General features: G+C 62.5%; 17 protein-coding genes. 14 read left to right on the top strand and 3 right to left on the bottom strand.

Features of this window, described 5'->3' with window-relative positions:
• Window positions 1-136: 136 nt before the first annotated feature.
• Entirely contained in the window at window positions 137-1,675 is a 1,539-nt protein-coding gene (locus tag RA302_RS15940) for an FAD-binding protein (protein ID WP_070161395.1), read from the top strand.
• Between the two features lie 28 nt (window positions 1,676-1,703).
• Here the strand turns inward: RA302_RS15940 and RA302_RS15935 are convergent, their stop codons facing one another.
• Window positions 1,704-2,213, bottom strand: coding sequence for a MarR family transcriptional regulator (locus RA302_RS15935; RefSeq protein WP_030536759.1), 510 nt, complete (start codon window positions 2,211-2,213; stop codon window positions 1,704-1,706).
• Between the two features lie 174 nt (window positions 2,214-2,387).
• Between RA302_RS15935 and RA302_RS15930 the strand changes: the two genes are divergently transcribed.
• A complete protein-coding gene (locus tag RA302_RS15930) occupies window positions 2,388-3,170 on the top strand; it encodes a class III extradiol ring-cleavage dioxygenase (protein ID WP_003944012.1) in 783 nt (260 codons plus the stop codon).
• A gap of 40 nt (window positions 3,171-3,210) precedes the next feature.
• Here RA302_RS15930 and RA302_RS15925 read toward each other — a convergent pair whose 3' ends face one another.
• Complete coding sequence (locus RA302_RS15925; RefSeq protein WP_007728696.1) at window positions 3,211-3,669, bottom strand: peroxiredoxin; 459 nt, start codon at window positions 3,667-3,669, stop codon at window positions 3,211-3,213.
• Window positions 3,670-3,726: 57 nt separating this feature from the next.
• Between RA302_RS15925 and RA302_RS15920 the strand changes: the two genes are divergently transcribed.
• The 12 genes from RA302_RS15920 (at window position 3,727) to RA302_RS15865 (ending at window position 20,159) form a co-directional block, all read left to right on the top strand.
• Entirely contained in the window at window positions 3,727-5,313 is a 1,587-nt protein-coding gene (locus RA302_RS15920; protein ID WP_007728697.1) for an anthranilate synthase component I, read from the top strand.
• Window positions 5,314-5,423: 110 nt separating this feature from the next.
• Window positions 5,424-6,014, top strand: a complete 591-nt coding sequence (locus RA302_RS15915) for a TIGR02234 family membrane protein (protein ID WP_256261725.1) — start codon at window positions 5,424-5,426, stop codon at window positions 6,012-6,014.
• Between the two features lie 125 nt (window positions 6,015-6,139).
• The gene (gene trpC, locus RA302_RS15910) at window positions 6,140-6,949 is read left to right on the top strand and encodes an indole-3-glycerol phosphate synthase TrpC (RefSeq protein WP_003944016.1); all 810 of its coding nucleotides are present in this window, start codon (window positions 6,140-6,142) and stop codon (window positions 6,947-6,949) included.
• Between the two features lie 74 nt (window positions 6,950-7,023).
• Complete coding sequence (gene trpB / locus RA302_RS15905) at window positions 7,024-8,373, top strand: tryptophan synthase subunit beta (protein ID WP_070161397.1); 1,350 nt, start codon at window positions 7,024-7,026, stop codon at window positions 8,371-8,373.
• Window positions 8,370-9,173 carry a tryptophan synthase subunit alpha gene (trpA, locus tag RA302_RS15900; protein ID WP_003944010.1) on the top strand — a complete coding sequence of 268 codons (804 nt, stop codon included), beginning with the start codon at window positions 8,370-8,372 and terminating at the stop codon, window positions 9,171-9,173. The genes trpB and trpA overlap by 4 nt, the downstream gene beginning before the upstream one ends.
• Complete coding sequence (gene lgt / locus RA302_RS15895) at window positions 9,170-10,228, top strand: prolipoprotein diacylglyceryl transferase (RefSeq protein WP_176742007.1); 1,059 nt, start codon at window positions 9,170-9,172, stop codon at window positions 10,226-10,228. The genes trpA and lgt overlap by 4 nt, the downstream gene beginning before the upstream one ends.
• Window positions 10,225-10,650, top strand: coding sequence for a TM2 domain-containing protein (locus tag RA302_RS15890; RefSeq protein WP_030536756.1), 426 nt, complete (start codon window positions 10,225-10,227; stop codon window positions 10,648-10,650). The genes lgt and RA302_RS15890 overlap by 4 nt, the downstream gene beginning before the upstream one ends.
• A gap of 126 nt (window positions 10,651-10,776) precedes the next feature.
• Entirely contained in the window at window positions 10,777-11,649 is an 873-nt protein-coding gene (locus RA302_RS15885; protein ID WP_058227005.1) for a TM2 domain-containing protein, read from the top strand.
• Between the two features lie 132 nt (window positions 11,650-11,781).
• Complete coding sequence (gltB, locus tag RA302_RS15880) at window positions 11,782-16,281, top strand: glutamate synthase large subunit (RefSeq protein ID WP_338477307.1); 4,500 nt, start codon at window positions 11,782-11,784, stop codon at window positions 16,279-16,281.
• Window positions 16,274-17,776 carry a glutamate synthase subunit beta gene (locus tag RA302_RS15875; RefSeq protein ID WP_070161402.1) on the top strand — a complete coding sequence of 501 codons (1,503 nt, stop codon included), beginning with the start codon at window positions 16,274-16,276 and terminating at the stop codon, window positions 17,774-17,776. The genes gltB and RA302_RS15875 overlap by 8 nt, the downstream gene beginning before the upstream one ends.
• A gap of 82 nt (window positions 17,777-17,858) precedes the next feature.
• Window positions 17,859-19,277, top strand: coding sequence for a pyruvate kinase (gene pyk / locus RA302_RS15870; RefSeq protein ID WP_003944038.1), 1,419 nt, complete (start codon window positions 17,859-17,861; stop codon window positions 19,275-19,277).
• Window positions 19,278-20,159: an acyl-CoA thioesterase II gene (locus tag RA302_RS15865; RefSeq protein ID WP_003944096.1), complete on the top strand. Its 882-nt coding sequence runs from the start codon at window positions 19,278-19,280 to the stop codon at window positions 20,157-20,159.
• A 33-nt stretch (window positions 20,160-20,192) separates the two neighbouring features.
• On the opposite strand, the gene RA302_RS15860 is transcribed toward RA302_RS15865, so the two are convergent.
• Window positions 20,193-20,696 (bottom strand): SRPBCC domain-containing protein, encoded by a 504-nt coding sequence (locus RA302_RS15860; protein WP_003944006.1) that lies wholly within the window; start codon window positions 20,694-20,696, stop codon window positions 20,193-20,195.
• Between the last annotated feature and the right edge of the window lie 263 nt (window positions 20,697-20,959).

Here is a 20,959-nt window from a genome sequence, read left to right as displayed (position 1 = left end):
TCGCTCCCGCTCGGCGTCATGTCTCGCTCCCGCTCGGTGGGACAGAATTTCGAACCCCCGCGATCGCTAAGTCCATGTGTTAGAACGATTTCTAGAACATGTTCGGAAACTGTGCCCAGAATCAGAGAGGCTGACGATGACGAAGTGGGACGAGACGTGCGACGTACTCGCTGTGGGATCAGGCGGCGGACTCACCGGCGCGTACACGGCAGCCCGCGAAGGCCTCGACGTCATTGCGATCGAAGCAACCGACAAGTACGGCGGAACAACGGCGTACTCGGGCGGCGGCGGAATGTGGTTCCCGTGCAACGCCGTTCTTCGTCGGGGCGGGGACGACGACACCATCGAGGATGCGCTGGAGTACTACCGATCAGTGGTGGGTGATCGTACGCCCGCCGACGTTCAGGAAGCCTACGTTCGAGGTGGCGCCGGGTTGATCGACTACCTCGAAGAGGACTCGAACTTCGAGTTCCAGATACTGCCGTGGCCCGACTACTTCGGTGAAGAGCCCAAGGCTCGAGCGAGCGGACGGCACATTGTTCCCAAGCCGATGAACGCGAACAAGCTTGGTGCGCTTCGTGATTCGCTTCGTCCGCCGCTGGCGACGGAACGTCTGGGGGAGGAGTTGCCGAAGTACCTCGTCGGCGGCCAGTCGTTGATCGGTCGATTCCTGTTGGCTCTTGCGGAACTCCCGAACGCCACCATGCACCTGAAGACCACTCTCGAAGAATTGGTCGTCGAGGACGGAGTGGTGGTCGGAGCCGTCGTCGACCGAGATGGTCGGCGTCGAACCATTCAGGCACGCAGAGGAGTGATCCTCGCCGCCGGTGGATTCGAGCAGAACGAGACCATGCGTGCCGAATTCGGTGTCCCCGGATCCGCTCTCGACACGATGGGCTGCCCCGGCAACCTCGGGAAGGCGCACCATGCGGCGGTCGCCGCGGGTGCCGACACCGACCTGATGGGCGAGGCCTGGTGGTCGCCGGGACTCACCCATCCAGATGGGCGCTCCGCGTTTGCGCTGTGGTTCACCGGCGGAATCTTCGTGGACGACGACGGTCGTCGATTCGTCAACGAATCAGCGCCGTACGACCGCTTGGGTCGCTCTGTCATCGAACACATGCGGGCAGGGAAAGTAACCACGCCGTACTGGATGATCTACGACAACAGAGAAGGCGCAGTGCCGCCGGTGAAGGCACCCAACGTACCCATGGCCCAGACGGAGCAGTATGTGGCTGCGGGGTTGTGGAAGAGTGCACAGACACTCGAAGACCTCGCTGCCCAGATCGATGTTCCCGCAGCGGAACTGGTGGAGACCGTGAAGCGATTCAACGCGTTTGCGGCGACTGGCGTCGACACGGACTTCGGTCGAGGAGACACTGCGTACGACCGCGCCTTCTCCGAGGGGGCTTCGCCGCTCGTACCGATCGATCAAGGGCCGTTTCACGCTGCCGCTTTCGGCATCTCCGACCTCGGGACCAAAGGTGGTCTACGGACCGACGCGACCGGGAGGGTGCTCAAAGCCGACGGTACGGCGATTGCCGGGTTGTACGCGGCGGGGAACACGATGGCAGCGGCCAGCGGGACTACGTACCCCGGCGGTGGAAACCCGATCGGAGCGAGCATGCTGTTCAGTCACTTGGCTGCACTCGACCTCGCGAAGCTGCCGTCTTGATCATCAGTCGCTCGTCTCGGGGATGTGGTCAGGCCTTGCCGAGTCCGGCGGCGATTCCCTTGTCCAGTTGGGTGAGCATTGCTGTACCCAACGACGAAAGCTGGGCGACCTGGCGATCGTCGAGGCCCTCGAAGAGGAGACCTTGAACTGAGGCGACGTGCGGCGGTGCGGCCGCGACCACCTTTGCCATTCCCTCATCGGTGAGCACTGCGTTGGAGCCGCGGCTGCCACGAATGACTTCCCGTTTCACCCAGCCGGCCTTCTCCATCTTCGTGATCACGTGCGAGAGGCGGGACAGGGACGCGTTCGCGCGCTGGGCCAGTACCGACAACTGGAGCTTGTGGTCGGGGGCGTCCGAGAGTGCCGCGAGTACGAAGTATTCGAAGTGTGTGAGTGCCGAATCGCGTTGTAGTTGAGTGTCGAGTGCGGCAGGCAACCGTGTCACGAGAGCGATCAGTGTCAGCCATGCTTCTTGCTGCTCGGCTGTGAGCCACTTCGTCTGAGACTGCGCGTCGGGCTGCGCGGTCGGTTCACTCATCGGTGACTTCTCCTTCGGGTCGAGCATTCTTCGTGCACGGAGCGTGCTTGTGTACAGCGTCTCAGACGCATGTCCAGAAGAATCCTGCGGGGAATAGTTGCGGGACGCAAGTGTTGAGTTCTATATTAGGTTGAATCTTCAACTTACGACGAATGTCTATCCCGAGGAGTCCGTATGTCCACCACAACCATGCCTGCGCTGTATCTCAGCCACGGTGCTCCGCCGCTGGTGGACAGCGCGTTGTGGGTCGACCAGTTGGGGGCGTGGGCCGGCGATCTTCCGCGGCCGACGGCAATCCTCGTCGTATCGGCGCACTGGGAATCAGCACCGCTGACGATCGGATCGACGACCACGGGCACCCCGCTCATCTACGACTTCGGTGGTTTTCCCGAGAGGTTCTACCGCGCGAAGTACAACTCTCCCGGCGCTCCGGAACTCGCCGCCCAGGTTGCCGCGTTGATGCCGGACAACGAACGCGTGGTTCAGCAGCCGAATCGAGGCCTGGATCACGGTGCCTACGTGCCGCTCACGGTGATGTACCCGGACGCAGACATCCCGGTACTGCAAATTTCGCTGCCAACCCTCGATCCCGAGCGTTTGCTCCATCTCGGACAGCGCCTACGGCCACTCCGTGAGCAAGGTGTACTGATCGTGGGATCCGGATTCACCACGCACGGGCTACCGTTCCTGCGCGATCCGTCACCGGAGGCGCAGGCCCCGGGATGGTCGGCGGAATTCGACGCGTGGGCAGGGGAGAGGTTCGCTGCCGGTGACGTCGATTCCTTGATCGACTTCCGCGCTCAAGCTCCCGGGATGCCGTACGCGCATCCGACCATCGAGCACTTCGCCCCGTTGTTCGTCACGCTCGGTGCGTCATCCGATCCGGAACAGGTGCCCACCCAGGTGATCGACGGATTCTGGATGGGGCTTGCGAAGCGCTCGATTCAGGTCGCCTAGAGATTTCAAATCGCGCAGAGAATCAGGTCGCCCAGGTGGGTCAGCTTCGATTGCGAAGGAACTCGAGCGCCTGGTCGCCGTGGGTGTTGGCGCGTAGTTCACTCGAGATGACTTTGAGGACGGTGCGGTCGGTGTCGATCACGAAGGTCGAGCGTTTGACCGGAGCCAACTTGCCCAGGAGTCCGCGCTTGACGCCGAACTGTTCGGCTACCTTGCCGTCGGTGTCGGCGAGTAGGGGGTAGTCGAAGGATTGTGCGGTGGCAAAGGTGGACTGAGCTTCGACCGTATCGGTGCTGATGCCCGCTCGCGAAGCGCCCACCGCGGCGAATTCGCTGCCGAGGTCACGGAAGTGGCACGCCTCGGCGGTGCACACCGGCGTCGAGGCTGCCGGGTAGAAGAAGAGGACCAGGGGTCCGTTCTCGAGCAGGCTCGTCAGCGAGCGCGGAGTCCCGTCCTGGTCGGGCAGTGAGAAATCGGGAGCGAGTTGGCCTGGTTTCATTCGGCCGAGGTTACCCGCGCACGACGACCGTGTGGGGGAGCCTGGGATGATGGAGCCATGCACGGCGAGCCCACCTCCATGTCCGCACGGTCGTCCGACACCGCGATCGTCGGTGACGCGTCCGATTCCACCACCACCCGGGAGCAGTTCCGTGCCCTCGCAGCTGAGCACCGGGTCGTTCCGGTCACTCGGAAAGTGTTGGCGGACTCCGAAACTCCGCTCTCGGCATACGAGAAGTTGGCCGGCAATCGTCCAGGCACCTTCTTGCTCGAGTCGGCCGAGAACGGTCGTTCGTGGTCGCGGTGGTCGTTCATCGGCGTCGGAAGTCCGGCTGCACTGACCGTCGTGGACGGAGAGGCGGCCTGGTACGGCAACGTTCCGGCCGGTGCTCCGGCCGGCGGCGACCCGATCGACGCGCTCGGCGCCACCCTCGAGCTGCTTCGTTCGGAGCGGCTGCCCGACCTGCCCCCGCTGACCGGCGGAATGGTCGGATTCCTCGGCTACGACGCGGTGCGGCGCCTCGAGAGATTGGGTGACTCCGCGGTCGACGACCTGCAGATCCCCGAAATGGTCATGCTGCTTGCCGCCGACATCGCCGCAGTCGATCACCACGAAGGGGCGATCACCCTCATCGCCAATGCCGTCAACTGGGACGGCACGGACGAGCGCGTCGACACGGCGTACGACGACGCAGTCGCCAGGTTGGACGCGATGACTCGTGCTCTCGCGGCGCCGGCGAAATCGACGGTGTCGACATTTTCGAAAGCGACTCCGAACTACCGTCGTCAGCGCACCACCGAGAGCTTCGGTGTCGACGTCGAAAAGTTGATCGGCGACATCGAAGCGGGCGAGGCATTCCAGGTAGTTCTCTCGCAGCGATTCGAGATCGATTGCACTGCAGCGCCGATCGACGTGTACCGGATGCTGCGCGCGTCGAACCCCAGCCCGTACATGTATCTGCTCAACGTGCCGAACGGTGATGGAGAGACGGCGTTTTCGATCGTCGGTTCGAGCCCTGAGGCACTGGTAACCGTCGCCGAGGGCGTCGCGACAACACACCCGATCGCTGGAACCAGATGGCGCGGTGCCACAGAGGAGGACGACATCCTGCTCGAGAAAGATCTCCTCGCCGACGAGAAGGAAAACTCCGAGCACCTCATGCTCGTCGATCTGGGGCGAAACGATCTGGGTCGTGTCTGTCGCCCGGGCACGGTGAAGGTGCACGACTACCGGCACATCGAGCGGTACAGCCACGTGATGCATCTCGTATCGACCGTCACCGGTCATCTGGCCGAGGGAAAGCACGCTCTCGACGCCGTCACCGCATGCTTCCCCGCTGGAACCTTGTCAGGGGCACCCAAGGTCCGAGCGATGCAGCTGATCGAAGAACTGGAACCGACCAGGCGCGGTATCTACGGCGGCATCGTCGGCTACCTCGACTTCGCCGGCGACGCCGACACCGCGATCGCGATCCGAACGGCATTGATCAAGGACGGGATCGGATACGTCCAGGCGGGCGCCGGCGTCGTCGCCGACTCGGATCCGGTCTACGAGGACACCGAGGCCCGCAACAAGGCGATGGCAGTGCTGAGCGCGATTGCGTCGGCGCACACCCTGCGCACCATCGGAGGTGACGATCAGTGAGTGAGAACGAGTCGAGTGCAGCGGAGCCTACAAGCGCGTCTCGTGGCACCGCCGTGCCGAGAACGCTTCTGCTGGCGTTGTCGGCAGCAGCTCTGTGGGGCAGCTCACGAATGACGTGGGTTCATCTGACCTCGAGCGACGGCAAGACGCTGGAGAGGACGACGGATCTCGACGGCAGCACCTGGGCGGCGGCGATGACTCCGCTCGCGCTCGCGCTTCTGGCGGCGATCGCGGCGTCGTTTGCGGTGCGAGGTTGGGCACTTCGGGTAGTCGGACTGTTGGTTGCCCTCGTCGCCATCGCGGTAGCGGTTCCGGCAGTGCAGTTGTTGGTGTCCGGAGCCTCTGCGGACCGAGCGGTGGAGTTGGCCGAGTTGTCCGGTCACCCGGAAGATCTCTCGACGACTGTTTCGGTACTGCCTGCCTTGCTTGCGTTGGTCGGAGCGGTGGCGGCGCTCGGCGCGGCAGTACTTCTGATGCGCAAACCTCCAGTGCGAGGCGGGTTGTCGTCGAAATACGACAACCCTGCCGCGCGCCGCGAGGCCGCGGCCAAGCTCGGTCAGGGAGACAAACCTGCATCGGACGAGCCTGTGACACAACGGATGTTGTGGGATGCGCTCGACGCCGGAGAGGACCCGACAGCGACTGACGGGGACGACGGAGTTGGGGGAGACAACGGCGCGAAACCGGGGTCGTCCCACTGAGTAAGACTGAACCCTCACCTGCGTGGGTACCCCGACGGAGTAGCAAAATTTCGTCCCACTAGGCTGAGACCACCCTGATGACGTATCTCACATCGGGCTCTTGCCCAGAAAGGATTCGGGCCACGATGACCGTACTCGACTCGATTCTCGACGGGGTGCGCGCTGATGTCGCCGCCCGCGAAGCCGTACTCGACTTCGCTGCAGTCAAGGCTGCTGCGGCCGCTGCACCGCCTGCACTCGATGCTGCAGCAGCACTTCTGGAATCGAGCATCGGCGTCATCGCCGAGGTCAAGCGAGCGAGCCCGTCAAAGGGTGCGTTGGCCGACATTGCCGATCCCGCTGAGCTTGCCGCGGCGTACCAAGCCGGTGGCGCACGCATCATCAGTGTTCTCACCGAAGAGCGCCGTTTTCACGGCTCGTTGGCCGACCTGGACGCAGTCCGTAAAGCGGTCACCATTCCGGTGCTCCGCAAGGACTTCATCGTGGGGCCGTACCAGATTCACGAGGCTCGCGCTCACGGCGCCGACGTCATCTTGCTGATCGTCGCGGCACTCGAGCAGCAGGCGCTCGCCTCGTTGATCGATCGCACCGAATCTCTGGGAATGACTGCCCTCGTCGAGGTGCACACGGAGGAAGAAGCCAACCGCGCGCTCGAAGCCGGCGCCAAGGTGATCGGTGTGAACGCCCGCAATCTCAAGACTCTCGAGGTGGACAAGAACACCTTCGGTCGCATCGCTCCCGGTCTTCCGACCGAGACGATCAAGATTGCCGAGTCCGGTGTTCGCGGAACTGCCGATCTGTTGGCGTACGCCGGGGCGGGCGCCGACGCAGTGCTCGTCGGTGAAGGCCTCGTGACCAGCGGCGACCCTCGCAAGGCCGTCGCAGATCTGGTCAATGCAGGTGCGCACCCGTCCTGCCCCAAACCGTCTCGATAAATCGCTTCACCCGCCCGGCGTGCTTTGATGCACCCGGGCGGTGACCAGCGACACCGTTGGGGCAGACTGGTGGGGTGACTTCACGTACTCAGGAACCAGGCTCCGGTGCAATATTCAAGGGCGGCAATCTGCCGCCGGCCAGCGCGGGACTCACCGAGCGCTCCCACGATCCCGACGCCGGAGGCCATTTCGGCGTCTACGGCGGACGGCATGTGCCGGAAGCTCTCATGGCGGTTATCGAGGAAGTCACTGCGGAGTACGAAAAGGCTCGCGCGGACGACACGTTCTTGAACGAACTCGATCGCTTGCAGCGCGATTACACCGGACGTCCGTCGCCGATTTTCGAGGCAACGCGAATGAGCGAGTTCGCCGGCGGTGCGCGCATCCTTCTCAAGCGTGAAGATCTGAACCACACCGGTTCTCACAAGATCAACAACGTTCTCGGTCAGGTTCTGCTGGCAAAGCGTATGGGCAAGACCCGCATCATCGCCGAGACCGGAGCGGGCCAGCACGGTGTGGCATCGGCCACCGCCTGTGCACTGCTCGGTCTCGAGTGCGTCATCTACATGGGTGCTGTCGACACCGAACGGCAAGCACTCAACGTCGCGCGCATGCGACTTCTCGGCGCGGAGGTCGTTTCGGTCGAGACCGGTTCGCGCACGCTCAAGGACGCGATCAACGAAGCCTTGCGCGACTGGGTTTCCCACGCGGACAACACCTATTACTGCTTCGGTACCGCGGCAGGCCCGCACCCGTTCCCCACCATCGTTCGGGACTTCCAGCGAGTGGTCGGCCTCGAAACACGCGTCCAGGTTCAGGCACTGACCGGCCGCCTGCCCGATGCAGTCACAGCCTGCGTCGGAGGCGGCTCCAACGCAATCGGAATCTTCCACCCGTTCATCGACGATCTGTCGGTACGGCTGGTTGGCTACGAAGCAGCCGGCGACGGTGTCGAAACCGGAAGGCATGCAGCAACGTTCGCCGGCGGTACCCCTGGCGCATTCCAGGGTGCCTACTCCTACCTGCTCCAGGACGAAGACGGTCAGACCATCGAATCGCACTCGATCTCTGCTGGTCTGGACTACCCGGGCGTCGGACCCGAGCACGCTTACCTGAGCGATATCGGGCGCGCGACCTACGAACCCGTCACCGACAGTGAAGCCATGGATGCGCTGCTGCTGCTCTCGCGCCGCGAGGGCATCATCCCGGCCATCGAATCGGCCCACGCCGTCGCCGGCGCACTCCGACTGGGCAAAGAACTCGGTGAGGGCGCGATCATCGTCGTCAATCTCTCCGGTCGCGGTGACAAGGACATGGACACCGCCGCAAGCTGGTTCGGTCTTTTCGACGGCGCCTCAGGTCAGGCAGCCGCTCCGGATGATGCAGCAGACGAGAACGACAACACGGAAGGCTCGGACAAGTGAGCGAACGACCATCACGCCTCGCACCCACCTTTGCCGCCTGCAAGGCTGACAAGCGTGCCGCCCTCGTCGGTTACCTGCCTGCCGGTTATCCGACCGTTCCCGAATCGATCGACGTGTTCAAGGCGATGGTCGACGGTGGCTGCGACATCATCGAAGTCGGTGTCGCGTATTCCGATCCGGTCATGGACGGTCCGACCATCCAGCGTGCAGCCGAAACTGCACTCACCAACGGCGTTCGCCTTCGCGATATCTTCACCGTGATCGAGCAGATCAGTTCGGTCGGCGGCAAGGCCGTCGTGATGACGTACTGGAACCCGGTACTGCAGTACGGCGTCGACAAGTTCGCACGAGACCTCGCTTCCGCCGGCGGGCTCGGACTCATCACCCCCAACCTCATTCCGGAAGAAGCCGGCGCCTGGATGGAAGCATCCGAGGAGCACCACCTCGACCGGATCTTCCTTGTCGCTCCGTCCTCGACGGAAGAACGACTCGCGATGACACTCGATGCGAGTAGTGGATTCATCTACGCGGCCTCGACGATGGGTGTCACCGGCGCTCGCGACGCAGTGTCTTCGATGGCTCCGGAACTGACCGCACGAATCCGCGCGCATTCCGATATTCCCGTCGGCGTCGGATTGGGAGTTCGCTCCGGCGCACAGGCTGCCGAAATCGCGGCATACGCCGATGCCGTCATCGTCGGCTCGGCTCTGGTCTCCGCGGTCGAGAACGGCCTGGGAGCGGTTCGCTCGCTCACCGAAGAACTCGCCGAGGGCGTCCGCTCGGCTACCGTGGCGTCGTGACCTCAACTGTGGACCTGCTGGCCTATATCCCCAGCCCGCCCCAAGGCGTCTGGTACGTCGGACCGGTGGCGCTTCGCGCCTACGCGCTCTTCATCATCCTCGGCATCATCGTCGCGATCGTGTGGGGAGATCGTCGTTGGGTCGCCCGCGGCGGCGAGAAGGGGACCGTTCTCGACATCGCGATCTGGGCCGTTCCCTTCGGTCTGATCGGTGGCAGGCTCTACCACGTTTTGACCGACTGGCCCGCCTATTTCGGCGAGAACGGTCAGCCACTCGACGCACTCAAGGTGTGGCAGGGAGGCCTCGGAATCTGGGGAGCAGTGTTCCTCGGCGGCATCGGTGCGTGGATCGGCTGCCGTCGACGCGGCATTCCGGTGTCCGCCCTCGGAGACGCGATTGCGCCCGGAATCTTGCTCGCGCAGGCTATCGGTCGTATCGGCAACTACTTCAACCAGGAATTGTACGGTCGCGAGACCACCGTCCCGTGGGGCCTCGAGATCTTCGAGCGTGTGAACTCTTCCGGCCAGCTCGATCAACTGGCAGGTGTCTCCAACGGAGAAGTCATTCGGGTCGTTCACCCGACGTTCCTCTACGAAGCTGTGTGGAACGTCCTGATCGTGATCCTGCTGGTCCTCGTCGACCGACGATTCAAGATCGGCCACGGACGCCTGTTTGCTCTGTACGTCGCGGGCTATTGCCTGGGCCGGTTCGTCGTCGAACTGATGCGCGACGATTTCGCCTACGAGATCGCCGGCATTCGCGTCAACACCTTCACTTCGGGGATCGTGTTCTTCGCCGCACTGGCCTACTTCTTCCTGGCGAAGAAGGGTCGTGAGGATCCGGCTGATTTGAAGTCGAAGGACTACGTCGCTGCGGTAGCTGCCGGCGAAGCAGGAGTCGCGGCGCCAGTTACCGAAACTGATTCGGCGAAGGCCGATGCTGAAGATTCTGAATCCGATGCTGCTGAATCCGCTTCCAGTGAGGCAAGCACCTCCACGGCAGCGTCGGATGAGTCGTCGGACGCGGTGAAGCTGTCGAAGAAAGACAAGCCGTGACAGGTCCCTATTCGCAGGGGGGATTCCCCGAGGATCAGGGACCGGTCTACGGCGCGCCCAATCCGTACGGATATCAGCAGCCATTGCCGCCTCCATCGATGTACGGGTTCGGAGATCCCTACGCCCCGTACGGTCGGCACCCGGTAACCGGGGAACCGTATTCCGACAAGTCGAAGGCCACCGCTGGACTGTTGCAGATCTTGCTGGGCTTCTTCGGAATCTGTGGAGTCGGGCGCCTCTATATCGGAAGTGTCGGCATCGGATTGTGCCAACTGCTCGGCATGTTCTTCGCGCTGTTCATGTCGGCGTTCCTCATCGGAATTCCATTTGCGATCGGAATCTGGATCTGGGCGTTCGTCGACGGCATCGTGATACTTTCGGGCAATGCGCGGGACGGTGCTCGCCGGCCATTGCGAGGATGAGTCGCGAGCGCGAACCGAGGAAACATGTGTGGGGGACTGGCCTCGAGAAGGTCGAACCTTCTCGAAGTCCGATAACAAAAGCTATTACGTACCGTCGTCGAATCGAAGGAAAGTACGTTGCCTAACTTGAACAAGAATCCGGAACCTTCCGAGTCGGGGGACTCGTCTGGATCACAGCCGCCGGTTCCACCGCAGTTCGGGTCGCCGTTCGACTACGACGCGACGGCGGATGCGTCGTTGACGGAAACCTCGGCACCCACCGAAAAGACGCCGTCGACGGAGACCACCGGCACCGGTCCAGGCTGGGACACGTATTCGGGAGTCGGAAACGGTCCGGGATGGGGAAACCACCCCATCTACCCGCCGCCGACCGGAACCGAATCGACCACAGCGTTTCCCGCTGCCGATTCTGATTCCACCCCGAATCAGCCCACAGCGCCGTACACGTCGCAGGAAAGCTACGCCGCTCAGAACTATCCGGCGACCGACTATCCGGCGCCGGACTACTCGAGGCCGACCCAAACCCCGACGGACGGTCCCGTCTACGGTGCACCGGCAGATCAGACTCCGAATCCCTACGCGGCTCCGCCGCAGGGCTACCCCCAGCCGGGATACTCACAGCCGGGTTACGGTCAGCCTCAGGGGTACCCACAAGCTCAGGGGTACGTCCAACCCGGCTACGGTTTGGTTGATGCATCCGCGCCTTATGGCCGTGATCCGCTGACGGGTGAACCGTTCTCGGACAAGTCGAAGACCACCGCTGGCCTGTTGCAGATTCTTCTCGGATTCATCGGTATCTGCGGCATCGGTCGGTTGTACATCGGAAGCACGACTATCGGAGTGCTCCAGCTACTCGGAATCTTCCTCGGCTACATTCTTCTGTTTCTGGTCGTGGGAATTGTGGTCGTCCCAGCGATCTGGATCTGGGCTTTCATCGACGGCATTATGATGTTGACGGGTAGCGTGCGTGACGGCCAAGGTCGGCCACTGCGTAGCTGATCGAAAACGATGTTCGGAACTGTGGCCCCCTGACGCTCGTCGTCAGGGGGCCACAGTTTTACTCTCGCGACCTGCGGTTATGGGCTGATAAACTAGCGCACGTCGGCTGCATGTCCGCGTGGAGGTCGCCGAGTGCCGTTTTCTCGAATACCTGAACCTCGGGGCCTGTACGACCCCGATCAGGAAACCGATTCGTGTGGTGTAGCCGTGGTAGCAGACACCTCTGGACGCCACCTGCATTCCGTTGTCGACGATGCGCTCGCGGTCCTGGGCAATCTCTCCCATCGCGGCGCAGTTGGGCGCGAATCCAACAGCGGAGACGGCGCGGGCATTCTGATTCAGCTGCCGACGGAGTTCTTCGACGCGGTGACCGAGTTCGAGCTTCCACCACCCAACGCGATGGGTGAGAACACCTACGCGGCCGGAAACTGCTTTCTCCCGGTGGATCAGGAAGCACGTCGGCGCGCGGTAGTTCGGATACACCGGTACGCAGCGGCAGAAGGACTGCAGATTATCGGGTGGCGAGAGGTGCCAGTCGACCGAGACTGCGTCGGAACCGTTGCCGCGCAGTGCGCTCCGTACATCAGTCAGTGTTTTGTGACGTGCGCCGAGTCACGAGATCGTAGTGTGGGCGGAATTGCCTTGGACCGACGAGTCTTTGCCCTCAGGAGACAAGCCGAGCGGATTCACTGTGCCGACACTGCAGTGTATTTCCCCTCGTTGTCCGCCCGAACCATCGTGTACAAGGGCATGCTGACGCCGACGCAGTTACCCGGTTACTTCACCGACCTACGCGACCACCGAATGCGAACTGCGTTGGCAGTAGTGCACAGTCGATACTCCACGAACACATTTCCGTCGTGGCCACTCGCTCAGCCGTATCGCTGCATCGCCCACAACGGCGAGATCAATACGATTGTGGGAAACAGGAATTGGATGCGCGCTCGCGAGCCGATGCTGCGGAGCACACTTTTAGGTGGGGACATCGATCGCCTGTTTCCGATCTGCACCCCGGGAGGATCCGACTCTTCGTCGTTCGACGAAGTACTGGAGCTTTTGACGCTCGGGGGCCGCAGTGTGCAACACGCCATCGCGATGATGATTCCCGGAGCCTGGGAGAACGATTCTTCGATGCCCGACGAGATAAAGGCCTTCTACCAATTTCACGGTTGTCTGATGGAACCGTGGGACGGTCCGGCGTCCGTGACGTTCAGCGACGGCATTGTTGTCGGGGCCGTGTTGGATCGCAACGGTCTTCGCCCAGGGCGATGGTGGCGGATGAAGAACGACCGTATCGTGTTGGCCAGTGAGAGCGGTGTGTTCGACGCTCCCACGTCCGAGGTGTTGGAGAAGGGGCGCCTCGAACCGGGACGCATGTTTCTCGTGGACACCGCTCGCCATCGGATCGTTTCCGATGCGGAGATCAAGTCCGAACTCGCGAGCACAGCCCCCTACCGGGACTGGGTCGACGGGGGATTGGTCGACCTCGAGGAAATCCCCGAGACTGCGCCTGCCCGAGGCGATCCGGCTCCGCTGTTGCAACGGCAGTTGCTCTTCGGATACCACGCCGAGGACCTGCGGGACATTCTTGTCCCGATGGCAAGCTCAGGATCGGAGCCGTTGGGATCGATGGGTGTCGACACGCCTCTCGCCGTTCTTTCGGAGCGGCCGAAGCTGTTGTACGACTACTTTATTCAGCTCTTTGCTCAGGTGACCAACCCGCCTTTGGACGCGATTCGCGAGGAAGTCGTCACAACGCTTGGTGTCACCCTCGGCGCTGAGCAGAACTTGTTCGAAGCGTCGGCGCTGTCGTGCCGAAGGATTGTTCTCGATAAACCGGTGATCGGACCGGTGAAGATGGCGAAGGTCGCCGAACTATGCGGCGCAAGAACTCCGAGAAGCGCTGTCCTACGGGGAGGTTTCGATCCGAGAGGCAGTCTCGCCGAAGGCGTCGAGAGGCTTCGTGAGTCCGCCCGAACAGCCGCCGCAGCCGGTATCGAGATTCTGGTGATCTCCGACCGTGGATCAGGCCCTGAGCAGGCTCCCATTCCGTCATTGCTCGCAGTATCAGCCGTGCACCACGATCTGGTTCGTCATGGCCTGCGGACCAAGGTTTCCCTCGTCGTCGAGTCGGGTGACGCGCGCGAAGTTCATCACATCGCGCTGCTGATCGGCTACGGTGCGGCGGCTGTCCACCCGTATCTTGCTCTCGAATCGGTAGAAGCACTCAGCGAGCAAGACGAACTTCCCGGGATAAATTCGGAAAAGGCATCGGACAACTATCTGAAAGCGGCAAATTCCGGCGTGCGCAAAGTGATGTCGAAGATGGGAATCGCTACGGTTCACTCCTACACGGGCGCAAAGGTATTCGAGGCCGTGGGCTTGGGTCGAGAGTTGGTCGACGAATACTTCTGCAACACACGGAGCCGGATCGGCGGGATCGGTATCACCGAAGTCGCGCGAGAAGTTCTGATGCGTCACGCGGCTGCGTTCTCGTCGTCCGCAGTGCAGCATCGTCAGTTCGACAATCGTCAGTTGACCGACAGCGGACAATACCGGTATCGCCGCGGTGGTGAATTGCATGTGTTCACACCCGAGTCCGTGTTCTTCCTTCAGCATGCGACCCGGACGGGGCGAAGTGAGATGTTTCGTCGCTACAGCGATGAAGTCGATCGACTGAGCGCGCAGGGCGGAACACTTCGGGGATTGTTTCGATTTCGGCGTGAGATTCGTCAGCTGATTCCCCTCGATCAGGTCGAACCCGTCGAGATGATTCTCGCTCGATTCAACACCGGTGCGATGAGCTACGGTTCCCTCTCTGCCGAGGCGCACGAGACGATGGCGGTTGCGATGAATGCTCTCGGCGGACGTTCGAACACCGGTGAGGGCGGAGAGTCACCGGAGCGGTTGCGTGACAACAAGCGTCGAAGCGCAGTCAAGCAGGTCGCGAGTGGTCGCTTCGGGGTGACCAGCGATTACCTGGTCAATGCCACTGACATTCAGATCAAGATGGCCCAGGGCGCCAAGCCCGGTGAAGGAGGGCAGCTTCCGGGGTCCAAGGTGTACCCGTGGATCGCGGAAACCCGGTACTCGACACCTGGAGTCGGCCTCATTTCTCCGCCCCCGCACCACGACATCTATTCGATCGAGGATCTCGCCCAATTGATCTACGACCTCAGATGCGCGAACAATCGCGCGCGGATACACGTGAAGTTGGTCAGCGCAGCCGGAGTCGGGACTGTTGCGGCAGGTGTGGCCAAAGCACACGCCGACGTGGTGCTGATCTCGGGTCACGACGGCGGGACGGGTGCTGCGGCACTCTCGTCCATCCACCACGCGGCTACGCCGTGGGAGATCGGGCTGGCCGAAACTCAGCAGACCCTGGTGCTCAACGGGTTACGCGATCGGATCGTCGTCCAGTGTGACGGGGGTTTGCGCACGGCGCGGGACGTCGTCGTTGCTGCGTTGCTGGGGGCGCAGGAGTACGGGTTTTCCACGGCGCCACTCATCGCGGCCGGGTGCGTCATGATGCGGGTATGTCACCTCGACACCTGCCCTGTCGGAGTAGCGACGCAGAATCCCGAACTGCGCGAGCGATTCACCGGCCGGCCCGAGTACGTCGAGAACTTCTTTCGCTTCATCGCCGCCGACGTACGACGGTTGTTGGCAGAACAGGGGTTTCGAAGTATCGACGATGCGCTGGGGCACGCAGACGTATTGGAAATGTCTCCGGCGGTGGCGCATTGGAAGAGTCGGACGTTGGATCTCTCACCACTCTTCGACGTTCCGGCCACGCCGGCCGGCGCGGCCTACCAACCGTATGTACCTGTTTCGAGCGAACTCGAACGCACCCTGATCAAGTTGGCTGCGAACTCGCTCGAGGACGCTCGACCCGTACATATCGAACTGCCAGTACACAATACGGATCGAGCGGTGGGAACGAGGCTGGGCGCTGAGGTGACCAGACGCTACGGCGCCGTCGGGCTACCTCAAGGCACCATCGACGTCGTGCTCAGAGGAACGGCAGGCCAGTCACTCGGTGCGTTCCTGCCACCGGGCATCTCGCTGGTCGTCGTCGGCGATGCAAACGATTACGTGGGAAAGGGGCTCTCGGGTGGACGAATCGCGCTTCGGCCGAGTGAGGACGCACCCTTCGTGGCCGAGGATCAGGTGATTGCCGGCAATACGCTGCTGTACGGCGCTACGAGCGGTGCGCTCTATGCCAGGGGGCGTGTCGGGGAACGATTTGCGGTGCGCAACTCGGGCGCGGTCGCTGTGGTGGAAGGCGTCGGAGACCATGCGTGCGAGTACATGACCGGGGGTCGCGTCGTCATCATCGGCCCAACTGGTAGGAACCTTGCTGCGGGAATGTCGGGCGGAATTGCCTTCGTACTCGACGTGAAGGCAGAAAAGGTCAACCGCGACATGGTCGTTCTGGAGCGGCCTTCGGCGGAAGACTGTCGTCAGCTGGTCGAAATTCTCGGCGAGCATTTGGCTGCGACCGGTTCGCCGGTGGCGGCAAAACTTCTCGACGACTGGGTTGGCCAGAGTCCGAGATTCACCAAAGTTTTGCCTGTCGATTATCAGAAGGTCGTGGAAGAGAACGAACTGGTGGAGCCGGCTCATGCCTGACGCACGCGGGTTCCTCAACGTGAAACGATCCGGCTCACCGACCAGATCGACCGATGTGCGTGTCGGTGACTGGGCGTCAGTATACGAGTCGCTGGATCCCGTCGTGCGAAATCGAGACGTATCTGCACAGGCCTCGCGTTGCATGGACTGCGCTGTGCCGTACTGCCATTCGGCCGATGTGGGGTGTCCGCTCGGCAATCTCATTCCGGAATGGAACGACCTGGTTCGGCGTGGACGGTGGTCCGAAGCCTCGGAGAATCTGCATTCCACCAACAATTTCCCCGAGTTCACCGGACATCTGTGCCCCGCACCGTGCGAAACGGCGTGCGTTCTCGCACTCGACGGCGAGCACACGTCGGGGGGTGTCACCATCAAGCGCATCGAACAGGCAATCGTCGACAACGCCTGGGAGTCGGGTTGGTTGGGGCCGCAGGCACCGGTAGTTCACAGCGGAAACTGTGTTGCGGTTGTCGGTTCGGGACCGGCGGGACTGGCCGCGGCTCAACAACTGACACGAGCCGGACACAGTGTCACGGTGTTCGAGCGGAGCGATCGGATCGGGGGACTGCTTCGCTACGGAATTCCGGAATTCAAGTTGCCCAAGGCCCTCATCAACCGGCGGCTGGACCAACTGACCGCCGAGGGGACCAGGTTCGTCACCGACTGCGCCGTCGGAGTGAACGTGAGCGCGCACGACCTCTCGACGGAATTCGAGGCGGTAGTCCTGGCGGTCGGGGCTGATCGTGCCAGAGACACCGACGTACCGGGTCGTAGTCTTCGCGGAATCCATCGTGCGATGACGTACCTGCGTGCGGCCAACCGCGAATGCGAGGGTGACGGTGCGTCGAGCATCTCGGCGCGAGGTAAGAACGTCGTGATCATCGGTGGCGGCGACACGGCCGCCGACTGCCTCGGCACGGTGCATCGCCAGGGTGCGCTCTCGGTGACGGAATTGGACTACCACGTCCCACCTCCGGCACGCCGCGATCGAGATCGCGACCCATGGCCGTTGTGGCCGCGGGTCCTGCGCACCTCGCCGGCGGACGAGGAGGGCAGTGACAAACGATTCCGATGGGCGGCGCAGGAATTTCTCGACGACGGTGGGGGTGCGGTCCGCGCAATCCGGATGGTTCCGGTAGCCGTGTCACGAGCGAAGGACGGACAACGGACCCTGGTGGAGACCGGCGACACGACGGATCTGGTGTGCGAGATGGTCTTGCTCGCTCTGGGTTTCGACGGCGTCGAAACCGCCCCACTGCTCACCGACCTTGATGTCGGCACCGATCCACTCGGCAGAATCGAGTGTGATGTCGGGTGGCAGACCCGGACACCCGGCGTATTCGTCTGCGGCGACGCGCATCGCGGGGCGTCGCTGGTCGTGTGGGCGATTGCCGAGGGACGGTCGGCCGCACGTGCCGTCGACGTGTTTCTCACAGGCGAGTCGGCGCTTCCGGCTCCGGTTCATCCAAAGGCATTTCCGCTGTTCGTGAGCTGACCAACTGAATCGAGTAAGTACAGAAAGTGCAGGTCGCAAATGCCGGATAGAAGTGCGGTGGGGTAGCGACTAGGCTCGAGCCGTGAACCGACGGACAAAAATTGTATGCACACTTGGACCTGCGACAGCTTCTGGCGACCGCATCCGTGAGCTCGTGGAGAGCGGCATGGACGTGGCGCGCCTCAACTTCAGCCACGGCGAGCATGCCGATCACGAAGAAAACTACATTCGCGTCCGCGCCGCGTCGGACGCCACCGGAAAGGCCGTCGGTGTTCTCGCCGACCTTCAGGGGCCCAAGATTCGCCTCGGCCGATTCAAGGACGAGCGGACCACCTGGGCCAACGGTGAAGAGGTTCGTATCACCGTCGACGACGTCGAGGGAACGCACGATCGCGTCGGGACCACGTACAAGGAATTGGCGCGCGACGCCAAGGCCGGCGATCGACTGCTGGTCGACGACGGAAAGGTCGGCCTGGTCGTCACGTCCATCGACGGCAACGACGTCGTCTGTCGGGTCACCGAAGGCGGTCCGGTCAGCAACAACAAGGGCCTCTCACTGCCCGGTATGAACGTCTCCGTTCCAGCCCTGTCGGGCAAGGACATCGCCGACCTCGAGTTCGCTCTCAAGCTGGGTGTCGACTTCATTGCACTCTCCTTCGTTCGCTCACCGGCGGACGTCGAATTGGTTCACGCCATCATGGATCGAGTCGGGCGCCGCGTTCCCGTCATCGCGAAGCTCGAGAAGCCCGAGGCCATCGACAATCTCGAAGCCATCGTGCTCGCGTTCGACGCCGTCATGGTCGCCCGCGGTGACCTCGGTGTCGAGTTGCCGCTCGAGCAGGTCCCGCTCGTTCAGAAGCGCGCAATCCAGATTGCTCGTGAGAACGCGAAGCCGGTCATCGTCGCGACGCAGATGCTCGAGTCGATGATCGAGAACTCACGTCCCACTCGCGCAGAGGCATCCGATGTCGCCAACGCCGTTCTCGACGGCGCCGACGCAGTCATGCTCTCGGGCGAGACTTCGGTGGGCAAGTACGTCATGGAAACCGTTCGCACCATGGCCCGCATCGTCGAGGCCGTCGAGAACGAATCAACCCGTGTCCCACCGTTGACCCACGTCCCGCGCACCAAGCGCGGTGTCATCTCGTACGCAGCACGCGACATCGGCGAACGTCTCGACGCCAAGGCCTTGGTTGCGTTCACTCAGTCCGGTGACACGGTGCGTCGACTGGCTCGTCTGCACACGCCGCTGCCGTTGCTCGCCTTCACACCGCTGCCCGCGGTGCGCAGTCAGCTGACGCTGACGTGGGGAACCGAGACGTTCCTGGTCGATGCGGTGGCCACCACCGACGAGATGGTGCGTCAGGTGGACAGTGCGTTGCTCTCCCTCGGGCGGTACGTCAAGGGCGACCTCGTGGTCATCGTTGCCGGATCCCCTCCGGGAACTGTCGGTTCCACCAACCTCATTCACGTCCACCGTATCGGCGAAGAGGACCACTGAGTGACCCACGCGAACGCGTCCACCGACCTCGGTACTCTCCTCGGTCTGTTGGATCTGGAGCAGATCGGTGAAGACGCGTTCCGTGGATACCACCCGAAACAGGTAGGTTCGCGGACGTTCGGCGGTCAGTTGGTGTCTCAGGCACTGATGGCCGCCGGGCGGACCGTCGACGGTGATCGCCCCATCCATGCGGTGAATGCCCATTTCATTCGCGGCGGAGATGTCAAGGCGCCCATCGAGTATCGGGTGGATCGTCATCGCGACGGGCGGGCGTTCGCCAACCGTCAGGTGACTGCCTATCAGGGTGAGAACGAATTGTTCGTGATGCTCGCGGCGTTCCAGGACTCCGGCAAGGGGCTCGACCATGCTGTCGAGATCCCGGATGTTCCACTTCCGGAGTCGTTGCCTCCCATCGGCGATCATCTGGTGGGGTACGAGGAGAAACTGCCGCATTTCAGTGCGGCGCTCAAGCCGATCGACATGCGGTACGCCAACGATCCGGCGTGGATCCTCAAGGGCACCGGCGAGAAACTCAACCACAATCGGGTATGGATGCGCCCCGACGGTGATCTGCCGGACGATTCGCTCATTCACGCTGCGACGCTGGCATATTCGTCCGACACCACCGTGCTCGATTCGATTCTGACCACTCATGGTTTGTCCTGGGGTCATGATCGTATCGTCGCGGCGACGGTCAATCATTCGATCTGGTTCCATCGCCCGTTCCGGTTCACCGACTGGGTTCTGTACGCCACCGAATCGCCGGTCGCCGCAGGTTCGCGCGGTCTGGCAACCGGACGGTACTTCTCGGTGGAAGGACTGCTGTTGGCGACGGTGGTCCAAGAAGGAATGATCAGGCATTTCCCGCGCAAAGGGGAATGAGATGCGGGCCCGAGACTGAACTCGGGCCCAGAATCAAGCAGACTTGCGATATTGCGGTGAGAGTTCGTCGGCGCGGTCCCACGGAGACCAGTCGACTTCGCGTCCATCGAGTTGGGCCGCAACAACTTCCAAGCCCGCGTGCCAGCCGGCAGCGTGGGCGTACGCGGACTCTTCGTCTTCCATCGTGTGGGTGAGGGTCAGCCAGCAACCGCCGGTGCCGTCCGGTGCCAGTTCCCAATGCAGAGTATCTGCGTCCCAGAGGAATTCGAGAATTCGGTGCGGGTGGACGCTGATGACCGTCCCGCGCGTCACGTGATCTGCTGGCAGTCCGAATCGCTCGACTTGTTCCGGGGTCACCTTGAACAGCAGATCCGCGCCTGGAGTGAGGTTGAAATCGACGTCCGCCGGGAACCAGGCGTCGAGGTACTCGCGTTCCGTTATCACTTTCCAGACCTTGTCCGGTGCGTGCGGAATCGCCAGTTGGAAGCTCAGTGACACCCGACCGTCATAGGTCAGGTTTATCTTGCCGTTGTCCATCGGTGCCTCCAATGCTTGGTGCCCGTGCGGTTGCCCCCATCGTGCCATCTAATTGCTTGGGATGGAATAACTGCAGGTCAGATCGTTACCTATTGATAGGTTATGTCGATTTGTCTCGTTTTGAGAGCGGCGTTCCGGATGCGTTTCGTGGCAGTGAGACAAACGCGCAGTACGCTGACCAAGCACGACTGGCGCGGGTGGGAATTACCACCGGGGAGTGCACATCGCGAGGCATCGACCGCCTGGGTGCTTCACACATCTTG

The sequence above is a fragment of the Rhodococcus sp. DN22 genome, from assembly GCF_036669995.1.
Lineage (GTDB): Bacteria > Actinomycetota > Actinomycetes > Mycobacteriales > Mycobacteriaceae > Rhodococcus_F > Rhodococcus_F erythropolis.
Note: the sequence above shows the minus strand (reverse complement) of the source record. Positions and strands in the feature narration are given on the sequence as shown.

Bases quoted from the DNA above. Each gene is read 5' to 3' on its own strand.
- RA302_RS15860 (WP_003944006.1), bottom strand. From the start codon at position 20,696: ATGGACAACGGCAAGATAAACCTGACCTATGACGGTCGGGTGTCACTG.
- RA302_RS15930 (WP_003944012.1), top strand. From the start codon at position 2,388: ATGTCCACCACAACCATGCCTGCGCTGTATCTCAGCCACGGTGCTCCG.
- RA302_RS15920 (WP_007728697.1), top strand. From the start codon at position 3,727: ATGCACGGCGAGCCCACCTCCATGTCCGCACGGTCGTCCGACACCGCG.
- RA302_RS15940 (WP_070161395.1), top strand. From the start codon at position 137: ATGACGAAGTGGGACGAGACGTGCGACGTACTCGCTGTGGGATCAGGC.
- RA302_RS15875 (WP_070161402.1), top strand. From the start codon at position 16,274: ATGCCTGACGCACGCGGGTTCCTCAACGTGAAACGATCCGGCTCACCG.
- RA302_RS15915 (WP_256261725.1), top strand. From the start codon at position 5,424: ATGACGTGGGTTCATCTGACCTCGAGCGACGGCAAGACGCTGGAGAGG.
- RA302_RS15925 (WP_007728696.1), bottom strand. From the start codon at position 3,669: ATGAAACCAGGCCAACTCGCTCCCGATTTCTCACTGCCCGACCAGGAC.
- RA302_RS15935 (WP_030536759.1), bottom strand. From the start codon at position 2,213: ATGAGTGAACCGACCGCGCAGCCCGACGCGCAGTCTCAGACGAAGTGG.
- trpC (WP_003944016.1), top strand. From the start codon at position 6,140: ATGACCGTACTCGACTCGATTCTCGACGGGGTGCGCGCTGATGTCGCC.